This window comes from Diaphorobacter sp., from assembly GCF_050251835.1.
Lineage (GTDB): Bacteria > Pseudomonadota > Gammaproteobacteria > Burkholderiales > Burkholderiaceae_C > JBFXIE01.
Window position 1 is genome coordinate 47,410 of sequence record NZ_JBFWLZ010000006.1, and the last position, 18,325, is coordinate 65,734.

Sequence of the window (18,325 nt, forward strand, 5' to 3'; positions counted from 1 at the left end):
TTTTGTTTTTTTGATTTGCACCATGTTTGTTGACTCCCACTGCCACCTGAACTTTCCTGAGCTGGCCAGCCAGCTGCCGCAAATCCGTCAGGCCATGCAGGATGCGCAGGTGGATCGGGCGCTGTGCATCTGCACCACGATGGAAGAGTTTGCCGCCGTGCACGGCCTGGCGACTGCGTACGACAACTTCTGGGCCACCGTGGGCGTGCATCCTGACAACGAAGGCGTGACCGAGCCCACTGTGCAGGACTTGCTCGATCGCGCCGCGCTGGCGCGCGTGGTGGCCATTGGCGAGACCGGGCTGGACTACTACGGCATGGAAGACCGCAAGGGCGGGCGCACCATTGCCGACCTGGAGTGGCAGCGCGAGCGCTTTCGCACCCACATCCGCGCCGCGCGGGCCTGTGCCAAACCACTGGTCATCCACACGCGCAGCGCGTCTGCTGACACCCTGGCCATCCTGCGCGAGGAGGGCGAGGACGGCCCCGGCAACCGCGCCGGCGGCGTGTTCCACTGTTTCACCGAGACCGCACAGGTGGCCCGTGCAGCGCTGGATCTTGGTTTTTACATCTCGTTTTCCGGGATCATCACCTTCAAGAATGCGCAAGACCTGCGCGACGTGGCGGCCTTCGTGCCCCTGGATCGCCTGCTCATCGAGACCGACAGCCCCTACCTGGCGCCCGTGCCATACCGGGGCAAGACCAACAACCCGTCCTACGTACCCTTTGTGGCGCAGCAGATCGCGGCGGTGAAGGGGCTGCCGCTGCAGGACGTGGCGCAGGCCACCAGCCGCAATTTTGAGCAACTGTTTTTCCGGGAGGCCGCATGACCGTCATGCAACGCCGCAGCGCAATGGCCTGGCTGGCCCTGGCCGCAGTGGCCGGGCCGGCATGGGCCGATTCTTACGATGATTTTTTTCGTGCCGTGGCCCTCGACGATGCAGGCACCGTGGCTGCCTTGCTGCGCCGCGGGTTCGACCCCAACGCGCGTGACACCCGCGGCCAGCCAGCGCTGGTGCGCGCGCTGCACGAAGAGGCCCACAAGGTCGCCGCGGTGCTGATCGAGGCCAAGGGCCTGCAGGTAGAGGCGCGCAACGCCAAGGACGAGAGCGCCTTGATGATGGCTGCGCTGCGCGGCAACATGCCAGCGGCGCGTGCATTGATCGCACGCGATGCCGATGTCAACAAGACCGGCTGGGCGCCGCTGCACTACGCGGCGTCCTGCACCACGCAGGATGCACCCGCCATGGTGGCGCTGCTGCTGGAGCATCACGCCTACATCGACGCGGCATCGCCCAACGGCACCACGCCGCTGATGATGGCCGTGCTCTACGGCACGGGCGACGCGGCGCGTTTGCTGCTGCGAGAGGGTGCAGACCCCACGCTGAAGAACCAGCTGGGTCTGTCCGCAGTGGACTTTGCCATGCGCGCCAATCGCCAGGACATGGTGCAGCTGCTGGCCGAAGCGGTGCGCCAGCGCCAGCCGAATCGGGGCAAGTGGTAGGTGGCTGGGAACTGGGGCGCGGATGGCCGGGGGCGCGGCGCTTGAAGGGGGAGTGAGTTCAGGCGGCTGCGCAGGCCACTGCGCGGTCTCGCCCAGCTTTTTTGGCAGCATAGAGGGCCACATCGGCCTGCTCGAACAGGGTTTGGGCCGCTTCGGTGGCGCTGGGCCGGTTCGATGCTGTGGCCGCCGCGGCGTGGGCCGGGTGTATGCACGCCGCCCCGATGCTGATGGTGACATGCCCGCGCCCCTGTGCGGCCGAGTGCTCGATATCCAGCGCGCGTACAGCTTTCAGCATGCGTTCGGCCAGGGCCTGCGCCTGGGGAGCGTCGCATTCGGGCAGCAGCACGGCAAATTCTTCGCCGCCGTAGCGCGCCACCAGCTCGCCTTCGCGGCCTGCCGATTCGGCCAGCGCCTGCGCTACCTGTTGCAGGCAGCGGTCTCCCGCCAGATGGCCGTATTGATCGTTGTAGGCCTTGAAGTGATCCACATCGATCATCAATAGCGACAGCGCTGCGCCGCTGCGCAGGCTGCGATGCCACTCGCGGGCCACGGCCTCGTCCAGCGCCCTGCGGTTGGCAACCTGTGTCAGGGGGTCCAGGCGCACCTGGGCCTCGAGGGCCGCGCGGTAGTGGGCCAGCTCTTGTTCGGTCTGCTTGCGCGCGGTGATGTCTTGCACCGTGCCGGTCATGCGGGCGATGTCGTCGTGCCCGGCGTCGGTTTCGTATTCGCCCCACACCTGTATCCAGCGCAGTTGCTGGTCCTTGGCGCGGCGAATGCGGTATTGGGTGTGCAAAGGGGTGCGCTGTTGCATGGCCTGCTGGTGCGTGGCCAGTACCTGTGGGCGCTCGTCTGGCTCCAGCAGTTGCACCCATTGGCGCAGCGTCATGGTGCGGTCTGGGCTCATGCCGAAAATCTGGCTGGCCATGCGGGACATGAGAAATTCCTGACGGCCAGGCTCATAGGCGAAGTAACCGATGGTTGCGGCTCTCTGGCCGTTTTCCAGCCAGCGCATGTGGCGCTCCAGATTGGTTTTCAGGGCGCGCTCGCGCCGCCAGGCGTTCCATTGCCAATACGCCGCCACCAGGCCCGCCAGCAGTAGCGCCAGAACGATGGGCAGGCTCAGGGACAGCCATTCGCGCGTGCGCACATCGCCAAAGGCCTCGTCCACGTCCACCTTGGAGATCACCAGCCAGGGCGAGTCGGCCACGGTGCTGATCACTGCCAATACTTCTGCGCCGCGATGGTCACGCCCGTACAGTACGCCGCGCTCGCCGTTGGCAGCCTGCACGGCCGGGTTGTCACGCTGGCGCAAGGGCAGACGCAACGGCAGCAGGTCTTCGCCGCGCTGGCGCACGGGGCTGAGAAATTCGACCGCGTCGCCGCTGCGCAGCACCAGGGCGGATTCGGCAGTTTTGCTGGGCGTGGGCCAGTCGTGCAGCAAGGGGTAGAGCGTGGCGCGCACATCGCTGACCAGCCACACAGCGCCCACGGGCTCGACCCCGTCATACAGCGGCGCCACCATGCCAAAAAACGGAAAGGCAAAAAATGCGTCGCGGCGCGGCTCGACCGGCGTGGCCTGAGCCTGCGCGATGGCGCGCTGCAGGGCCTGCAGATCGGGTGCGGGCAGGCTGGCACCCTGAGCACCATCGCTGGGCGACAGGCGCAAGCGCCCCTGCAAGTCCACCAGGTGGACGGCGCTGTAGCGGGCACGCTCTTGCAAAATGCGCAGCCTGTTGAGCACGGGTGCTGCTTGCGCGTCGGTGGGTTGGGCCAGCCAGCGGGCCACCGCCTGAGCGTAGGCCGCATCGTCGGACAGCGCCATTGCGTCTGACCAGCGCCGCTCGCGCCACTCGGCCACGCTCTTGGTCTGCAACTGGTTGATGGCCTGCAGCTCCCACTCTGCCTGGTGGCGAAAGGCGATTTCGCGCTGCTGGTAGATGGCCTGCAGGCTCCAGCCCACGGCGCACAGCACCAGCAGGGCCAGCAAGACCAGCAGCGGCATCACGTGCGGACCTCTGCGAAGGGCTCGCCGTCGTGGCGCTTTGGTGGGCGAGGGCGCGGGCATGATGGGAGCTGTGGCAGCTTTGGTAGTCGGCAGCGAGTAAGGAAACTATGGAACTATGTCAGACTTTGTGACTTCCGTAGTGCTTCGAGATGTTTGCCGAGGTGGCCTAATTGTCTTGCGGCACTGCCCAATAGGCTTGTCTGTGTTTCCTTCGCGTCCGTTCATTCTGACTTGTTGCCTGGCCTGTCTGGCCCTGTTGCTGGCTGCCCTGGCACCGCCAGCCCAGGCCCAGGCGGCGCGGCGTGGTTTGTCCGTCAACATCTCGCTGGAGCCCGACAGCCTGGATCCCACGTCTTCGTCGGGCGCCTCGGTGGCTCAGGTGGTTCACACCACGGTGCTCGAAGGCCTGATGAAGGTCGAAGAAAACGGCGCCACCACGCCCTTGTTGGCGCAGTCCTGGAGCCAGGACAAGGATGGAAAAGCCTACACCTTCCAGCTGCGCCAGGGGGTGCGCTTCCATGACGGCTCGCCGCTGGACGCTGCTGCCGTCAAGTTCTCGTTTGAGCGCGTCAAGGCGCCAGGATCGACCAACAAGGCGCGCAGGGCGCTGTTTGACAACATCGTGCGCATCGACATTCCCGACCCGCACACCGTAGTGCTGGTGCTGGCAAGGCCTGATGCCAATTTGCTGCTGCGCCTGGGCGAGAGTGGCGCCGTGGTGCTGCACCCTGACAGCGCCGCCCGGGCTGCCACCCGGCCCGTCGGCACCGGGCCGTACCGTCTGCAGGAGTGGGTGCCTGGCAGGCACATCACCCTGGTCAAGGCCGATACCTACCGCGAGCCGGACAAAGCACGCATCGATCGGGTGACCTTCCGCTTCATTCACGACCCGGCGCAGCAGGAGGCGGTGGTACGCACCGGCGAGATCGACCTGATTTTCAACTTTGCCACGCACAACGTGCGTCGTTTCCAGGGCGACAGCCGCTATCACGTTCTGGTGGGCACGTCGGGCGGCAAGGGTCTGCTGGCTTTCAACCACCGGCGGGCGCCGCTAGATGATGTGCGCGTGCGTCGCGCCATTACGCACGCCATCGACCGCGAGGCCTTCATCCGCAACGTGCTGGAAGGCCGGGGCAGTGCCATCGGCAGCCACGCCAGCCCCACCGAACCCGGCTATGTGCACCTGGCCGGCCAGTACCCCTACGACCCCGAGCGTGCCCGGGCCCTGCTGCAAGAGGCCGGCATCAAACTGCCGCTGCAATTGACGCTGAGCCTGCCGCCCACCCCCTACGCCCACATGGGCGGCCCGGTGCTGGCGGCCTACCTTGCCAAAGTGGGCATCGAGGTCAAGCTGGAAAAACTCAGCTGGGCGCAGTGGCTGTCCGGGCCGTTCAGGGGGCAGTTTGACCTGACGTTGATCAATCACGTCGAGCCGCTGGACTACCAGATCTATGTCGACCCGCAGTACTACTTTGGCTACGACAGCGCGGCGTTTCGCGATCTGATTCAGCGCCACGCCAGCAGCGCCAATGCGCGCGAGCGCCAGCTGCTGTTTGCGCAATTGCAGCGACATCTGGCCAACGATGCCGTCAATGCCTGGATTTTTGCCCCCCAGGTGGCTACCGTGGCCCGCAAGGGGCTGCGCGGGGTCTGGATGAACTACCCCATTTTTGTGCACGACGTTGCAGCCATGTGGTGGGAATGAAGTCCTGCCCGCCGGGCTTTTGAGGCGGCCGGCGGCCAGCGCTGCTGCCCTCAGTGCGTACCCGTGTGGCTTTGCAGCCGCGCATACAGGCCGCCGCGGGCCAGCAGTTCGGTGTGCGTGCCTTGCTCGGCGATGCGGCCGCGCTCCATGACCACCACGCGGTCGGCGTGTTCGATGGTGGACAGCCGGTGCGCAATCACCAGCGTGGTGCGCCCGCGCATCAGGCGCTGCAGGGCGTCCTGCACCAGACGCTCGGACTCGGTGTCCAGTGCCGACGTGGCCTCATCCAGTATCAGGATGGGCGCGTCTTTGTACAGCGCCCGCGCAATCGCCAGCCGCTGGCGCTGCCCGCCCGACAGTTGCGTGGCGTTGTGCCCTACCACCGTGTGCATGCCCTGGGGCAGTGCGGCCACGTAATCGGCCAGGTTGGCAGCTTGCAGGCAGCTTTGCACCCGCTGCTCATCGACTACAGCGCCCAGCGCCACGTTGGCGGCAATGCTGTCGTTGAACATCACCACGTCCTGGCTCACCATGGCAAATTGCGCGCGCAGGCTGGGCAGGGCCCATTGCTCGGCCGGGACATCGTCCAGCAGCACCTGACCATTGGTCGGCGCAATGAAACGCGGCAGCAGGTTGACCAGCGTGGTCTTGCCCGCACCCGATGCGCCGACCAGCGCCACTACCTCGCCAGGGTGGATCTCAAGGTTTACCCCGTCCAGCGCGGGCGCGTGCTCGGCGTTGAAAGACACGGTCACGTCGCGCAGGGCCAGGGCGCCCTGGGCCCGCTGCACGGCATGTGTGCCGCCGGATTCGGCAGGCGCGTCGTTCAGCAGCGCCAGGCCGCGCTCCAGCGCCGCCACGCCGCGGGTGATCGGGTTGGCCACGTCGGCCAGGCGGCGAATGGGGGAGATCAACATCAGCATGGCGGCGATGAAAGACGCGAAGCCGCCCACGGTCACATTCTGGGCACCCTGGGCGCCCTGGCCGTGGCTTTGCCATAGGGCGATGCAGATCACCGCCGACAGCGCGCCTGCAGCCAGCAACTGCGTGGTGGGCGTCATGGCGGCGGAGGCAATCGTGGACTTGATGGCCAGTCGGCGCAGGCGGCGGCTGAGTTCATCAAAGCGGCCGGCCTGCGCGGCCTGCGCACCGTGCAGGCGCACCATGCGGTGGGCCAGCACGTTCTCCTCGACCACATAGGCCAGGTCGTCGGTGGCCTGCTGGCTGCTTTTGGTGACTTTGTACAGACGCCGCGACAGCGTCTTCATGACCCAGGCCACGCCGGGCACCAGCACGGCCACGATCAGCGTGAGCTGCCAGTTCAGGTAGAGCAGGTAGCCCAGCAGCGCGATCAGCGTGAAGCCGTCGCGCGACAGGCTCATGAGTGCCTGCACCAGCGAACTGAAGCCTGTCTGCACCTCATACACCACGGTGTTGGACAACGCGCTGGCCGATTGGCGTTGAAACAATCCCATGTCGGCGGCCAGCAGTCGCTCGAACAGTGCGGTGCGCAGCCGCAGCATTCCCTCATTCGCAATCCGCGTGATGGCGTACTGGGTGGTGAACTGCGCCAGCCCCCGCACCACAAACACGCCGATGATCGCCACGGGAACCATCCACAAGTCCAATGATCCTTCCGTGAAACCCTGATCCAGCAAGGGTTTGAGCAGTGCAGGAATCAAGGGCTCGGTGGCCGCGGCCACCACGGTGGCCAGCAAGGCAATAGTCCAGGCCAGACGCTGGTAGCCAAAGTACACATGAAGACGCCGCAGCCGCGCCAGCAGGGGAGGTTGTGGCGTGCTATCGGGCGGCGAGGTCTTCGTGGTGCTAAGGTTCGGATCTTGCATGGGGCGCGGATTCTACGTTTGGACGGGTGCGGGCAGGCACAGTTTGTCACAGGGCCTGCTACGCTATGTGTAACATGCAAGGCTGCGTTTGCCAGCATTTGACGGCTATTTGATGGTTGCCAATGACGATTGACCGAACTCCCAACTTATCCCACTCTTTCCCGGACGGCGCCCGCGGTCTGCGCGTCACGCGGCGCCATGCAGTCGCCGCCGTCACCTGCGGAGCCGCCGCGCCCGCATTTGCGCAGTTTCGCGTCGAGATCACGGGCGTGGGCCTGACACAGCTGCCCATCGCCATTGCGCCCTTGCGCGGCGAATCGCAGTCGCCGCAGAAAATCTCCGCCATCGTGCAGGCCGATCTGGAGCGCAGCGGCCGCTTTGTCGGCGTGGATGCCGCGGGCGCGGCGCTTGACGAAACCGCACGCCCTGACCTGTCGCTGTGGCGCCAGCGCAAGGCCGATGCGCTCAGCACCGGCAGCGTCACGCGTCTGGCCGATGGCCGCTTTGACGTGCGCTTTCGGCTGTGGGACGTGGTCAAGGGCCAGGACCTGGGCGGGCAAAGCTACGTTGTCACCCAGGGCGATCTGCGCCTGGTGGCCCACCGCATCGCGGACTTCATCTACGAAAAGCTCACCGGTGAGCGCGGTATTTTTTCTACCCGCATTGCTTATGTCACCAAGACCGGCTCGCGCTATAGCCTGTGGGTGGCCGATGCCGACGGCGAGAACGCGCAGTCGGCGCTGTCCAGTCCCGAGCCCATCATCTCGCCGGCCTGGTCGCCCACCGGCGCGCAACTGGCCTATGTGTCTTTCGAGTCGCGCAAGCCCGTCGTTTATGTACATGACGTAGCCACCGGACGCCGCCGGTTGATCGCCAACTTCCGCGGTTCCAACAGCGCGCCGGCCTGGTCGCCCGATGGTCGCACGCTGGCCGTTACGCTCAGTCGCGACGGCGGCTCGCAGCTCTACACCATCGACGCCAATGGCGGCGAGCCGCGCCGCCTGATGCAAAGTAGTGGCATCGACACAGAACCCACGTTTTCCAGCGACGGGCGCAGCATCTACTTTGTGAGTGACCGCGGCGGCTCACCGCAGATCTACCGTGTGGATGCCAGCGGAGGCAATGCCCAGCGCATCACGTTCAATGGCAACTACAACATCTCGCCCAGCGTCAGCCGGGACGGCCAGTGGCTTGCCTACATCTCGCGCGTCGGCGGCGGCTACAAACTGCACGTGATGGATCTGCAGTCGGGCGCCGTGAACGCGGTGACAGACACAACTTCAGACGAAAATCCAAGTTTTGCGCCCAACAGTCGGCTCATCGTTTACGCCACCCAGCAGCAGGGACGCGAAGCCCTGATGACCACCACGCTCGATGGCAAGATCAAGGCACGCCTTGCGGGTCAGGGTGGTGACATTCGCGAACCCGACTGGGGTCCGTTCCAAAAGCAGTAAATCCTTCTATTTCCTTGAATCACAGCATTGCAGGAGCATCTCTATGAATAAGTCCCCGTTCAAGCGCGTCTCGATGGCGCTCACTATCGCTGCCTTGATGGCAGGTTGCAGCTCCGGCGTCAAGCTTGACGACGTTCCGGTCGAAGACAAGGGCGCCACCTCCACCATGCCCGGCGGTGCCAACACAGGGGGCGCAGGCCAAAGCGGTGTAGCTCCCGTGGATCTGACCCAGTCGGGTCGCGACGGCGGCGGCCCTGTCGGCGTGGAACGCATCGTTTATTTCGACTTCGACAGTTTCGTCGTCAAGCCGCAGTTCCAGTCGATGCTGGAAGCCCACGCGCGCTTCCTGAAGGCCTCTTCGGCACGCAAAGTCATGATCGAAGGCCACACCGACGAGCGCGGCGGTCGTGAATACAACCTTGCGCTGGGCCAAAAGCGCGCCGAGGCCGTGCGCCGTTCCCTGGGTCTGCTGGGCGTGCAGGACTTGCAGGTCGAGGCCGTCAGCTTCGGCAAGGAAAAGCCTGCCGTCACGGGGCAGTCGGAAGACGCTCACGCCCAGAACCGCCGCGCTGAACTGTCGTACCGCTGATGGCTGCACGCACCGTTTTTCCACCGCGCACGCCCGTTCTGGCTGCAGTCGCTTTGGCTTGCGCCACCTGGGCATCGCCCGGCTACGCACTGTTTGAAGATGGTGAGGCACGCCGCGCCATTCTGGAGCTGCGCCAGCGTGTGGATGCCGTTCAGCAGGCCAACCAGCGTGTAGGCGAGCGCTCGGGTGACGATGTCTCGCAGCTGCGGCGCAGCTTGCTTGATCTGCAGACGCAGCTGGAGATATTGCGCACCGAGCAGGCCACACTGCGGGGGCAAAACGAGCAGCTGCTGCGCGATGTTGCAGACCTGCAGCGTCGGCAAAAGGACATGGCTCAAGGCGTGGACGAGCGGCTGCGGCAGTTCGAACCGGTGGCGGTCAATCTGGACGGGCGGGAGTTCCGCGCAGATCCTGCCGAAAAGCGTGACTTTGAATCGGCGCTGGCGGTCTTTCGTTCCGGCAAGTTTGCAGAGGCGACAACCGCGTTTGGCAGTTTTGTGCGCCAGTACCCACAGTCCGGCTACGTGCCGTCTGCGCGCTTTTGGCTGGGCAATGCGCAGTACGCGACGCGTGACTACAAAGAGGCCATCGGCAACTTCAAGGCACTGCTGGCTGCTGCACCAGACCATGCCCGTGCGCCCGAGGCCGCGTTGTCGATTGCCAACTGTCAGATCGAGCTGAAGGACACGCGGGCCGCGCGCAAGACTTTGGAGGATCTGCTGCGCTCCTATCCGCAGTCGGAGGCAGCAGTAGCGGCCAAGGAACGACTGGCTCGCCTGAAGTGAGCGCCGTGCACGACGAGCCGGCTGACTTGCAGCGGCGCTTTGGTGGCTTGACCCGACTGTTCGGGGTGGATGGCGCAGCCCGCATCCGCGCAGCCCATGTCGCGATTGTCGGCATAGGAGGCGTTGGCTCCTGGGCCGCAGAAGCCCTGGCGCGCAGCGCAGTGGGGCGCCTGACATTGATAGACTTGGATCATGTGGCCGAGTCCAACATCAACCGCCAGGTGCATGCGCTCACCACCACCATGGGACAGTCGAAGGTGCAGGCGATGGCCGAGCGCATCGCACTGATCAACCCAGAATGCAAGGTCGATTGCATCGAGGAGTTTGTCGATCCGTCGAATTGGCCAGGCATCTTGCCCGCGCCGGTTCATGCCGTGATTGATGCCTGCGATCAGGTCAGGGCCAAGACGGCTATGGCCGCGTGGGCGCTGCGCACCCGTCATGACTTCATCAGTGTGGGGGCAGCAGGCGGCAAAAAAATGGCCCACAAGGTGGACGTGGACGACCTGGCACACGCCACTCATGACCCATTGCTGGCGCAGTTGCGCTACCGCCTGCGGCGCGAGCACGGCGCACCCCGCAATGGCAAGTCCATCGGCGTCACCTGTGTATTCAGCAGGGAGGCTGTCGCGCCACCACACGCATCGTGTGAAGTGTCTGGAGGGGACGGCTCGCTGAACTGTCACGGCTATGGCTCATCGGTAGCAGTCACCGCCACCTTCGGTCAATGTGCTGCAGGTTGGATACTTGATCGAATTTCTTCAAACAACAAGTAGAAAAACGCTATAATCAGCGGCTTCACTGTTGGTTGCCTAGTGAAATGGGACGTTAGCTCAGTTGGTAGAGCAGCGGACTTTTAATCCGTTGGTCACAAGTTCGAATCTTGTACGTCCTACCAGAGATACAGAGGGACTGGCTGTCATGGTCAGTCCCTTTTCTCGTCTGGCGTAGCCAAAGCGTAGCCGAACACATTATCCAGTCGACTTGCAGCGGCCTGCAAGCCTTCTGGCGCTACGTGTGCGTACCGCTCCACCATTGAGAGCGTTTTCCACCCTCCCAGTCTTTGAAGCTCATGCGTTGGCGTGCCGGCTTGTCGATGCCAGGTCGCGAACGTGTGTCGGAGGTCATGCCATCGGAAATTCTCGATTCCGGCCAGCTCCAAGCCCTTCCACCATGCCTTGGTTGATACGTTGGCGATAGGGTGGCCACGGTATGAGAAAACGTGTGTCGGGTGTTTTCCGATCTGCTTTTGCAGCACGGCCATGGCCATGTCGTTCAGCGGAACCGCGTGCGCTCTACCGTTCTTGTGCTGCTCGGGAGTGATCCACGCATGGCGCAATTCCAGATTGATCTGAGTCCATGTCAGTCCGCGTACGTTGCCTTGCCGTAGGCCAGTGGCAACCGAGAAGGTCGCCATGTCTGCCAGGTGGGGCGGGAGGTGCTGCAGCAGCTTCGCGAATTCGGCGGGGGTGAGCGAGCGAATGCGGCCCTCTTTCTCGCGATAGAGCGATACCTTCGGAATGCGCTCGATCCATTCCCATTCATGGCAAGCCTTGCGCAGAATGGTGCGGATCAATGCCAGGTAGCGATTAGCCGTGCTTTGCGTCGCAATCTTCGCTCGCGTTGCCTTGATGTGGTCAATCGTTGCGCGGTCGATTTCATCGAGGTACCGACCACCGAGGTGCTCGTCCAGCCAGCGCAGAATCGACTTGTCGCGTTCGTGGGTGCGCTTGTGCGCGGTTTCTTCCAAGAACTTCAGCACGGCGTCTTCCCACGTGCGCCGAGGCTTGGCGCCGAGCTTTTCTTGTTCCCATCGTTCGGCCTTCAGCCGATCATGGAACTCTTGGGCCTTGCGTTTTTCGGCAGTCCCAGTGCTGACCTGTAGAGGGCCAGATTCGCCCCGGATTGCCGGGAGTTTGACCCACCAAAAGGACGAGTCTTTTCTTCTGTAGAGCGACATTCAGTTTCTTCCTGAGTACCGGCTACAGACACACGCAGGGTTGATTGTGTCACCAAGTACTCGATCAGCAGAGATTCAACGAACACCCAAGAGCGACCGACCTTGCAGCCAGGTATGAGGCCCGAGCGGGCGCGGGTCATGAGCGTTTGCGGGTGGATGTGCAGCAAGGACGCCGCCTCGCCCACGTTCAAGGTGCGGCACGTCATGACGCACCCGCATGAAGCGACACGCAACCTATGGACGAATAGGGACCGTCTGCCCATCGCGCAGGTAGCGGACCATTGGGGTACAGGCGCATTCCGGCAGGCTGGAAAACGCGTCGGTACATGGCTCCAAGAATTTCCCCCGTTGCACGCACCACACGACGACCCGCGACGGTTTTGAGGTCACCAACTCCGAATCGCTGTTTGCACCAACTGGGCAGGTTGAGCCAGCTGCAGATGCCGCGGGCTTGCTGTGTAAGTCCTCCGAGGCCATAGAGTCGCACCCCCTTGGGAAACTGGTGGAACGGGGAAATCTTCGACAGGTACTTCATGAGGTACCCGACAGCGTTTTTTGCGATAACGCGATGCGTCATACCGTGGGGCCACCATCCCTGCTTATCGAACATGGGCAGCTGTAGCCGCTTAGGAAGCCATATCGCCAGGTGGTAATGAAGGGCGCCACGCTGCTGCAATTCAGCGACCCAGAGGTACCTGAAGGGAACCCTGCGTAGCTGACACCAACGGCGCGCAGCCTTGAGGCATTTGGAAATGTGGCGTGGTTGCCAGTCGTCGACCCCGCGGTAGGTCAGGGTGACGAACCAGACGTTTTCACGCATGCCGTTGGGTGTGCCGAAGCGCTGGAGATGACCACCTGCCCAGACTTGGCGACGCAAGCGCTTGACGCGCCGTTCCATGACTAGATTTCTGGAGAAACCGATATCCAGAAAAGCCGGGCCACTTGTTTTAGATGAGACAAGCCCGGCGGCTTCGCCGCCCGTGGGCGCGCAGCGCGCCGCTTGCCCACCCACGAGCGGCAAATCCGCTGTCTGGACTGCAGAAGAAAAAGAAAGTGATGCAGGTAACCGCATGCGAACTCCAGAAGTTGGAAATTCGCGACAGGTGCGGTGTGTTTGTGAGAGGGAACTTGGCTCCTACGGTAGCTCCTGCTTTCTACCGTAACCCCGATGCGCGGGGCGACCCAGTGTCGGTGTCAGAAATAGCCTGAAATCAAGCTGTCGCAGCAAGAAGTCTATTGTGTATTGGCGTGGATCTCAAGTCGTGAAGCTGATACGACGAGCGCCGCTTGACCACAAGCCCCCACAGGTTCCCCGGCTCCCACCCCCCTGTTCGTCGCAAGCGACGGGGGGTCGCCGGGCCTTCGGCCTGTGGGTTTTGTGGACAAGCTCCGTGATCTACACGGAGCGTGGTTGCGTACACCGTTCCAGCATTTTTGCCTCGGGTGCGTAGTCGCCAATGCCGATTGAATGAGCTTCGGCCTTGATACGCAGATCAAAGAAGTGCGTCATGCAATCAGCGAAGGTTTCCCGATCAGCGTAGGGCCGACCATCAACGCCGAGAAATTTCTCCCCCTTGGGGGCCTTGACGTTGTTGCAGGCCCAATAGAACGCGGCGAGAGCGTGTCTCACCACGTCCTCGGGCCTGATCCAGTCCCAACAGTCAGGGGCTTTGACTGGCGCGGCAAAGGTATGTTTTTGGTCACTCATAAAACGTAGCTCCAACGTAGCTGCAGACAGCAAAATTTAGCTACGCTTGGCACCCGGTGACATGGTGCGTGCGTCTGAAAGCCGTGGTTTAGGACTTGGAAAAAGGGCCGGGCAGCCTCTTTTAATCCGTTGGTCACAAGTTCGAATCTTGTACGTCCTACCAAGCCACACAATAAAACCCTGCTATCAATGCGGTAGCGGGGTTTTTCTTTTTGGTTGCTTGTAGGCGATCTGCAGGCAGGTTGCTCAAATGCGCCCCCGCCGCCAGCAACCAAAAAATCCCAGCGGGCGAGGGTTATCTGGAGGAGACCACCAGATAGAAGCAGGGGGCATCGTCACGCGCAACGGCGCGGCTCGCTGGCAGCGGTTGCCAGTGACGCGCCAGCCGCGCGCGCTTACTTCGCCATGTCCGGCGCAAGGGTTGTTGTAAGAGCTTCAGGCGGCTTGCAAGGGCTGCAGCAGGGGAGCGGGCGCAGCGGGCAGGGGTGCGGCGCCAGGCGGGCGTTGGCAGCACTAGCATGCGCACGCGGTGCTCACTCTTTCCCAGTGCGCAGCATCGGCTGGCCAAGCGCGTGAGCGTGATGCCTCAGCGCCGAAAAAGGAAAAGCCCCACAGTGGGGCTTGGGGATGCTGGCTCAATCGAGTCCAATGTGCAATGGTTCGCCTGCCAAACAAGGAGGGGGTTTTGCGGGGTAGCCCCCCAAGTCACGCCGCGCGCACCCTTGATTCATGGCTGAATTTCTGGAGGCCGAAAAAAGGCTGGGGGCTGCTGGCCTGCTGACCTGCACTGCCTGACGTGCACGCAGTAGCGCCAGCGAGATGACAGCGCATAGGGCTTTTTTGTTGCCGGGGCACGGGCAGCATTTGGGCAAGTTGCCTACAGATTGCCTACAAGCAACCAAAAAGAAAAACCCCGCTACCGTATTGATAGCGGGGTTTCCTTTGTTTACTTGGGGTGGCTGATGGGACTCGAACCCACGACAACAGGAATCACAATCCTGGACTCTACCAACTGAGCTACAGCCACCGTAGCCGTAGATTATAGCCTGATTATTCTGGGCTTTACGAAAAAGTGATTAGTTTTGAACGTCAACCTGGACGGCGGGGCGCGATACGGTAATTTGTGCCTTGAATCGCTGCTTGAGCAGCTCATAGTACGCTAGGGCTTCGGCTGAGGCCCAGGATTGGAGATACTGCTCTTGCTCCATGCGAGCCCGAGCGTCGTCCTTCGCTTCGCGTGGCACGATGCGGTTGATCTTGACCACCGCGTATCCCTGTTTACCAAGATCGACGCCGACCCACGCGGGCAAGTTATCCAGCGGGGTGTGCAGCGCAGCAGTGATGATTTCGCGTGGCTGGTTCTGCAATTGATCTCGCGACACCACCACTGCGCTGGACAGGCCTGTGGCCTTGTCGGGCGCCGTCTTCCAGTCGCTCAGTTTGGATTGACCTTCCTGACGAGCCAGTTCTGCGGATTTTTCTGCCAGGTACAAGGCACGAACCTGATCGAGCGCCTTGTCCATTGGCAGTGTCATGGCAGGCTGGTAGGTCGTGATCCTACCCGCTGCCAGTGTGCTGGCGCCGACTTCTACAGCCTCGGTGTTGCGCTTGTTTTGCAATGTGTCGGGCTGGAACAAGGTCTCCAGAAAGCGCGGATTTCCAAGAGCTCCTACAGCACCTGGAGCAGGTGTGCGCGTGACACCAGCGGCGGTCTGAATCTTGAGCTTGAACTTTTCTGCGACCGGCTGCAGGCTGTCAGCTTGTTCGTACACCGCATTGGCAAAGGATTCAGCCACTTCGGCAAATTTGCGCTGCGCTTGCTGCTGGCGCAACTCTGTTTCAAGCGACGGGCGCAGTTCTTCAAAACTTGGCTGGGGTGGCGTCTTGATGTCGGTGAGCATGATGATATGAAAACCAAAATCGGTCTCCACCACGTCGCTGATGTCCCCTTTTTTGAGCGAAAAAACCGACTCTTCAAAAGGTTTGACCATGGCGCCAGGGCCAAAGAAACCCAGGTCGCCACCTGCCGATGCCGATCCGGGGTCCTGGGATTCTTTGCGGGCAAGTTCGGCAAAGCTGCCAGGTGCGTTGCGTACCTGGGCCAGCAGTTCCTGCGCCTTGGCCCTGGCCTTCTGGCGGTCAGCGGCGGGCGCGCTTTTAACTGCGTTGATGAGGATGTGGCTGGCGCGGCGCTCTTCCTGGCCGGCCAGGCGGCCAAGGTTTTCTTTGTAGTAAGTGCGCAGATCCTCTTCGTTGAGCGTGATGCCTGCCTTCACCGTATCCATGTCCAGCACGATGTACTCAACCGTTGCCTGTTCTGCCTGTTGGAACTTGGCGGTATTGGCCTTGTAATAAGCCTCCAGGTCGGCGTCTGTCACAACGACCCTGGAGGCGAAGTCCGTCGCGTTGAAGCGCGCAATCTGGATTTCCCTGCGCTGCAGCAGCGCATCAATGGCCAGCTTTGACTCCGTGGGGCCCGTGAAAGCCGATGCCATCACGCTGCCTAGAACTTGGTTGACCGAGAGGTCTTGGCGTACTCGGGCCTCAAATCCTTCTGGTGTGAGGCCTTGTGCGCCGGCCAGCGCGCGATAGGCCTCTGCGTCCAGCGTGCCGTCCGCGCGCCTGAGTGCTGCAATCTGGGGAATGCTCTGCAGTTCGCGCGCCAAGCGTGCGTCGCTGGTCATCAAGTGCATCTTTTGCGCGGCGACTTGAAGCACGCGGTCACGCACCATGCGTTCCAGGGTGGCGTAGCGGGCCTGGGACGAATCCAGCAACTTGCCGTCGATGTTTGGCGACTGTGCGCGAATGCGGTCGCTCTCCATCCGGTGGGCGTTGTCCCATTCTTCCTGGGTGATGTCTTTGCCGTCCACCCGCGCGACGACCGGGCTTTTGCTGGAGAAGTAGTTGCTGTCGATACCCACAAAGATGAACGAAGGAATGATCAGCAAGAAAAGCAAGAACATGACGATCTTGGAATGCTTGCGGATGGATTCGAACATGGTCTGTCTTTCAAAGGCTGCAAAAGAAAAAGCGAACTTGCGTTCGCCTTTGTCTGGTGGGTGGCGTGCTAATGGGGCAAATCGCTGGGCTAGGCGTTGCTGCGGGTTGGCATCATTTTCCAGCTCTGTGGATTGATCACTTCGGTGCGCAGCAACGAATCCGCAGCAAGCTCGGCGTTGATCCGCAAATTTTACTGTAGCAGCGTCACCATGCCGATGAGAGCCGGTATTGGCTTTTCCATAAGCCAGGTGGCACAGGAATGATGGCAAGGGTAAACCTGAGAAAACAAATGCGGGTACGTAATCTCCCGGAAAGGGTTCTTACCAATGCTGCTCAGACATCGATCGGGCACGATTGCTGCACTGCAACATGCAGTGATGATGCTATGTCAAATATGTTTTCGCATTCTGTCACCCGCCGTCAGTGGGGGCGGGTGGGTGTCATGGCCGCCGCCTCCGCATGCCTGCCAGCACCAGCCACGCTGCGCGCGCAGCGGCGTTCGGATGCTGCGATGCCTGTACGCATGGCTGTGGGCGGGCAGGCGGGGCTGTGCTACCTGCCGCTGACTGTGGCGTTGGGCCTGGGGTTTTTTCGTGAAGAGGGGCTGGACATACGGGTCGTGGATTACGCGGGTGGCGCATTTGCACTGCAAGCCTTGCAGGAAGGCACGGCTGATGTGTGCTGCGGCGCCTTTGACCATGTTGTGCGCCAGCAGCTGCGCGGCATGCCATATCGCAGTCTGGTGTTGCTGGGAAGGGCGCCTCAGCTGACGCTGGCCACCTCGTTGCGTCATGGGCCGAAAGCGTTGTCAGGTTTCAAGGGCATGCGGGTGGGAGTTACGGCTCCGGGCTCATCCACACAGTTTTTGGCAAGTCTGTGGCTGAACCAGGCGGGGGTGTCTTCGGAAGATGTGAGCTTTGTGGGGGTCGGGGTGGGCAGTGCGGCGGTCGCAGCGCTGCGGCAAGGGCGGGTGCACGCTCTGTGTTTGCCTGATCCCGTGATCACCCTGCTGGAGCATCGCGGCGAGGTGCGCTTGCTGGTCGATACGCGCACGTTAAAAAGCTCGGCAGAGATTTTTGACGGCACTATGCCCGCGGCGTGCCTGTATGCGCCGCAGGTCTATGTGCAGCGCCATTCGTCCGAGGTCCAGGCTCTTGTCAACGCGATGGTGCGTGCTCTTACATGGCTGCAGACGGCCAGTGCTGCCGACCTGGCGCGCGTAGTGCCTGCGCCGTATCTGCTGGGTAACCGGGGCGCGTATCTGGCCGCATTTCAAAATGCGCGCGAAACCTTTTCGCCCGATGGCCTCATGCCCGACGACGGCCCGGCCACTGCGGCGCGCGTCTTGGCGCAGCTACAGGCGGACGTGGTGCCTGCGCGTCTGGCGCTGGACAAGACTTTCAGCAACGATTGGGCGCGTCAATCCCGGCAACAATTTAAGCTTTGACGGACTGCGGCCATGCGTGCAGTGTCGATCATGTGTCTTGCAGCAGCTAAATTCGCATATGCGCTGGCGCGATTGCGCGACTGCTCTTCGCGCCGTTTCATTCACCGACAAACCCAAGGACTTCGTCTCCATGTCGCTGCACCTCAGCATTGGCCCCCTGGTTTCCCTCATCGCCGGCATCCTGATCCTGTTGATGCCCAAGCTGCTCAACCTCATCGTGGCGTTGTACCTGATCTTGATGGGTGTCCTGGGGCTGGTGGGCATCCAAACCCTGCGTTTATCGGGTGGGTAGGCGCCCGCAGGCTGGTGAGGAGGTGCGCGA

Annotated in this window: 16 protein-coding genes and 2 tRNA genes; 10 read left to right on the forward strand and 8 right to left on the reverse strand. The window is 62.4% G+C overall.

The genetic code is table 11. The annotated features are described in order from the left end of the window. Window positions 1–22: 22 nt before the first annotated feature. Together AB7E35_RS03725 and AB7E35_RS03730 are read left to right on the forward strand one after the other, a co-directional pair. Window positions 23–829: a TatD family hydrolase gene (locus AB7E35_RS03725; protein ID WP_428162977.1), complete on the forward strand. Its 807-nt coding sequence runs from the start codon at window positions 23–25 to the stop codon at window positions 827–829. After that, window positions 826–1,503, forward strand: coding sequence for an ankyrin repeat domain-containing protein (locus tag AB7E35_RS03730; RefSeq protein ID WP_428162978.1), 678 nt, complete (start codon window positions 826–828; stop codon window positions 1,501–1,503). Before AB7E35_RS03725 ends, AB7E35_RS03730 begins: the two co-directional genes overlap by 4 nt. 58 nt (window positions 1,504–1,561) lie before the next feature. Here AB7E35_RS03730 and AB7E35_RS03735 read toward each other — a convergent pair whose 3' ends face one another. After that, complete coding sequence (locus AB7E35_RS03735) at window positions 1,562–3,505, reverse strand: diguanylate cyclase domain-containing protein (protein WP_428162979.1); 1,944 nt, start codon at window positions 3,503–3,505, stop codon at window positions 1,562–1,564. Window positions 3,506–3,710: 205 nt separating this feature from the next. On the opposite strand from AB7E35_RS03735, the gene AB7E35_RS03740 reads away from it, so the two are divergent. Beyond that, window positions 3,711–5,213, forward strand: a complete 1,503-nt coding sequence (locus AB7E35_RS03740) for an ABC transporter substrate-binding protein (RefSeq protein ID WP_428167110.1) — start codon at window positions 3,711–3,713, stop codon at window positions 5,211–5,213. Window positions 5,214–5,263: 50 nt separating this feature from the next. Here the strand turns inward: AB7E35_RS03740 and msbA are convergent, their stop codons facing one another. After that, window positions 5,264–7,060: a lipid A export permease/ATP-binding protein MsbA gene (gene msbA, locus AB7E35_RS03745; RefSeq protein WP_428162981.1), complete on the reverse strand. Its 1,797-nt coding sequence runs from the start codon at window positions 7,058–7,060 to the stop codon at window positions 5,264–5,266. 122 nt (window positions 7,061–7,182) lie between these two features. Here msbA and tolB point away from each other — a divergent pair, with 122 nt between their 5' ends. The 5 genes from tolB (at window position 7,183) to AB7E35_RS03770 (ending at window position 10,786) form a co-directional block, all read left to right on the forward strand. Continuing rightward, window positions 7,183–8,514 carry a Tol-Pal system beta propeller repeat protein TolB gene (gene tolB / locus AB7E35_RS03750; protein WP_428162982.1) on the forward strand — a complete coding sequence of 444 codons (1,332 nt, stop codon included), beginning with the start codon at window positions 7,183–7,185 and terminating at the stop codon, window positions 8,512–8,514. A gap of 43 nt (window positions 8,515–8,557) precedes the next feature. Continuing rightward, entirely contained in the window at window positions 8,558–9,103 is a 546-nt protein-coding gene (pal, locus tag AB7E35_RS03755; protein WP_428162983.1) for a peptidoglycan-associated lipoprotein Pal, read from the forward strand. Then, window positions 9,103–9,888, forward strand: a complete 786-nt coding sequence (ybgF, locus tag AB7E35_RS03760) for a tol-pal system protein YbgF (protein ID WP_428162984.1) — start codon at window positions 9,103–9,105, stop codon at window positions 9,886–9,888. The genes pal and ybgF overlap by 1 nt, the downstream gene beginning before the upstream one ends. Further along, window positions 9,885–10,664 carry a tRNA threonylcarbamoyladenosine dehydratase gene (locus tag AB7E35_RS03765; protein ID WP_428167111.1) on the forward strand — a complete coding sequence of 260 codons (780 nt, stop codon included), beginning with the start codon at window positions 9,885–9,887 and terminating at the stop codon, window positions 10,662–10,664. The genes ybgF and AB7E35_RS03765 overlap by 4 nt, the downstream gene beginning before the upstream one ends. Window positions 10,665–10,710: 46 nt before the next feature. Continuing rightward, window positions 10,711–10,786 (forward strand) — tRNA-Lys (locus AB7E35_RS03770). A gap of 27 nt (window positions 10,787–10,813) precedes the next feature. Here AB7E35_RS03770 and AB7E35_RS03775 read toward each other — a convergent pair. The 6 genes from AB7E35_RS03775 to AB7E35_RS03800 form a co-directional block, all read right to left on the reverse strand. After that, window positions 10,814–11,794: a tyrosine-type recombinase/integrase gene (locus tag AB7E35_RS03775; RefSeq protein WP_353848829.1), complete on the reverse strand. Its 981-nt coding sequence runs from the start codon at window positions 11,792–11,794 to the stop codon at window positions 10,814–10,816. Next, complete coding sequence (locus AB7E35_RS03780) at window positions 11,713–12,111, reverse strand: helix-turn-helix domain-containing protein (RefSeq protein ID WP_428167112.1); 399 nt, start codon at window positions 12,109–12,111, stop codon at window positions 11,713–11,715. Before AB7E35_RS03780 ends, AB7E35_RS03775 begins: the two co-directional genes overlap by 82 nt. Beyond that, entirely contained in the window at window positions 12,051–12,920 is an 870-nt protein-coding gene (locus tag AB7E35_RS03785; RefSeq protein ID WP_148061004.1) for a rolling circle replication-associated protein, read from the reverse strand. The genes AB7E35_RS03780 and AB7E35_RS03785 overlap by 61 nt, the downstream gene beginning before the upstream one ends. A gap of 324 nt (window positions 12,921–13,244) precedes the next feature. Continuing rightward, the gene (locus AB7E35_RS03790; RefSeq protein ID WP_123675737.1) at window positions 13,245–13,556 is read right to left on the reverse strand and encodes a hypothetical protein; all 312 of its coding nucleotides are present in this window, start codon (window positions 13,554–13,556) and stop codon (window positions 13,245–13,247) included. Window positions 13,557–14,507: 951 nt separating this feature from the next. Next, window positions 14,508–14,583 (reverse strand) — tRNA-His (locus AB7E35_RS03795). Between the two features lie 49 nt (window positions 14,584–14,632). Next, entirely contained in the window at window positions 14,633–16,555 is a 1,923-nt protein-coding gene (locus AB7E35_RS03800) for a SurA N-terminal domain-containing protein (protein ID WP_428167125.1), read from the reverse strand. A gap of 395 nt (window positions 16,556–16,950) precedes the next feature. Between AB7E35_RS03800 and AB7E35_RS03805 the strand changes: the two genes are divergently transcribed. Then, window positions 16,951–18,003 (forward strand): ABC transporter substrate-binding protein, encoded by a 1,053-nt coding sequence (locus AB7E35_RS03805; RefSeq protein ID WP_428167126.1) that lies wholly within the window; start codon window positions 16,951–16,953, stop codon window positions 18,001–18,003. Between the two features lie 130 nt (window positions 18,004–18,133). Then, window positions 18,134–18,295: a DUF3096 domain-containing protein gene (locus AB7E35_RS03810; protein ID WP_428163263.1), complete on the forward strand. Its 162-nt coding sequence runs from the start codon at window positions 18,134–18,136 to the stop codon at window positions 18,293–18,295. Window positions 18,296–18,325 lie beyond the last annotated feature (30 nt).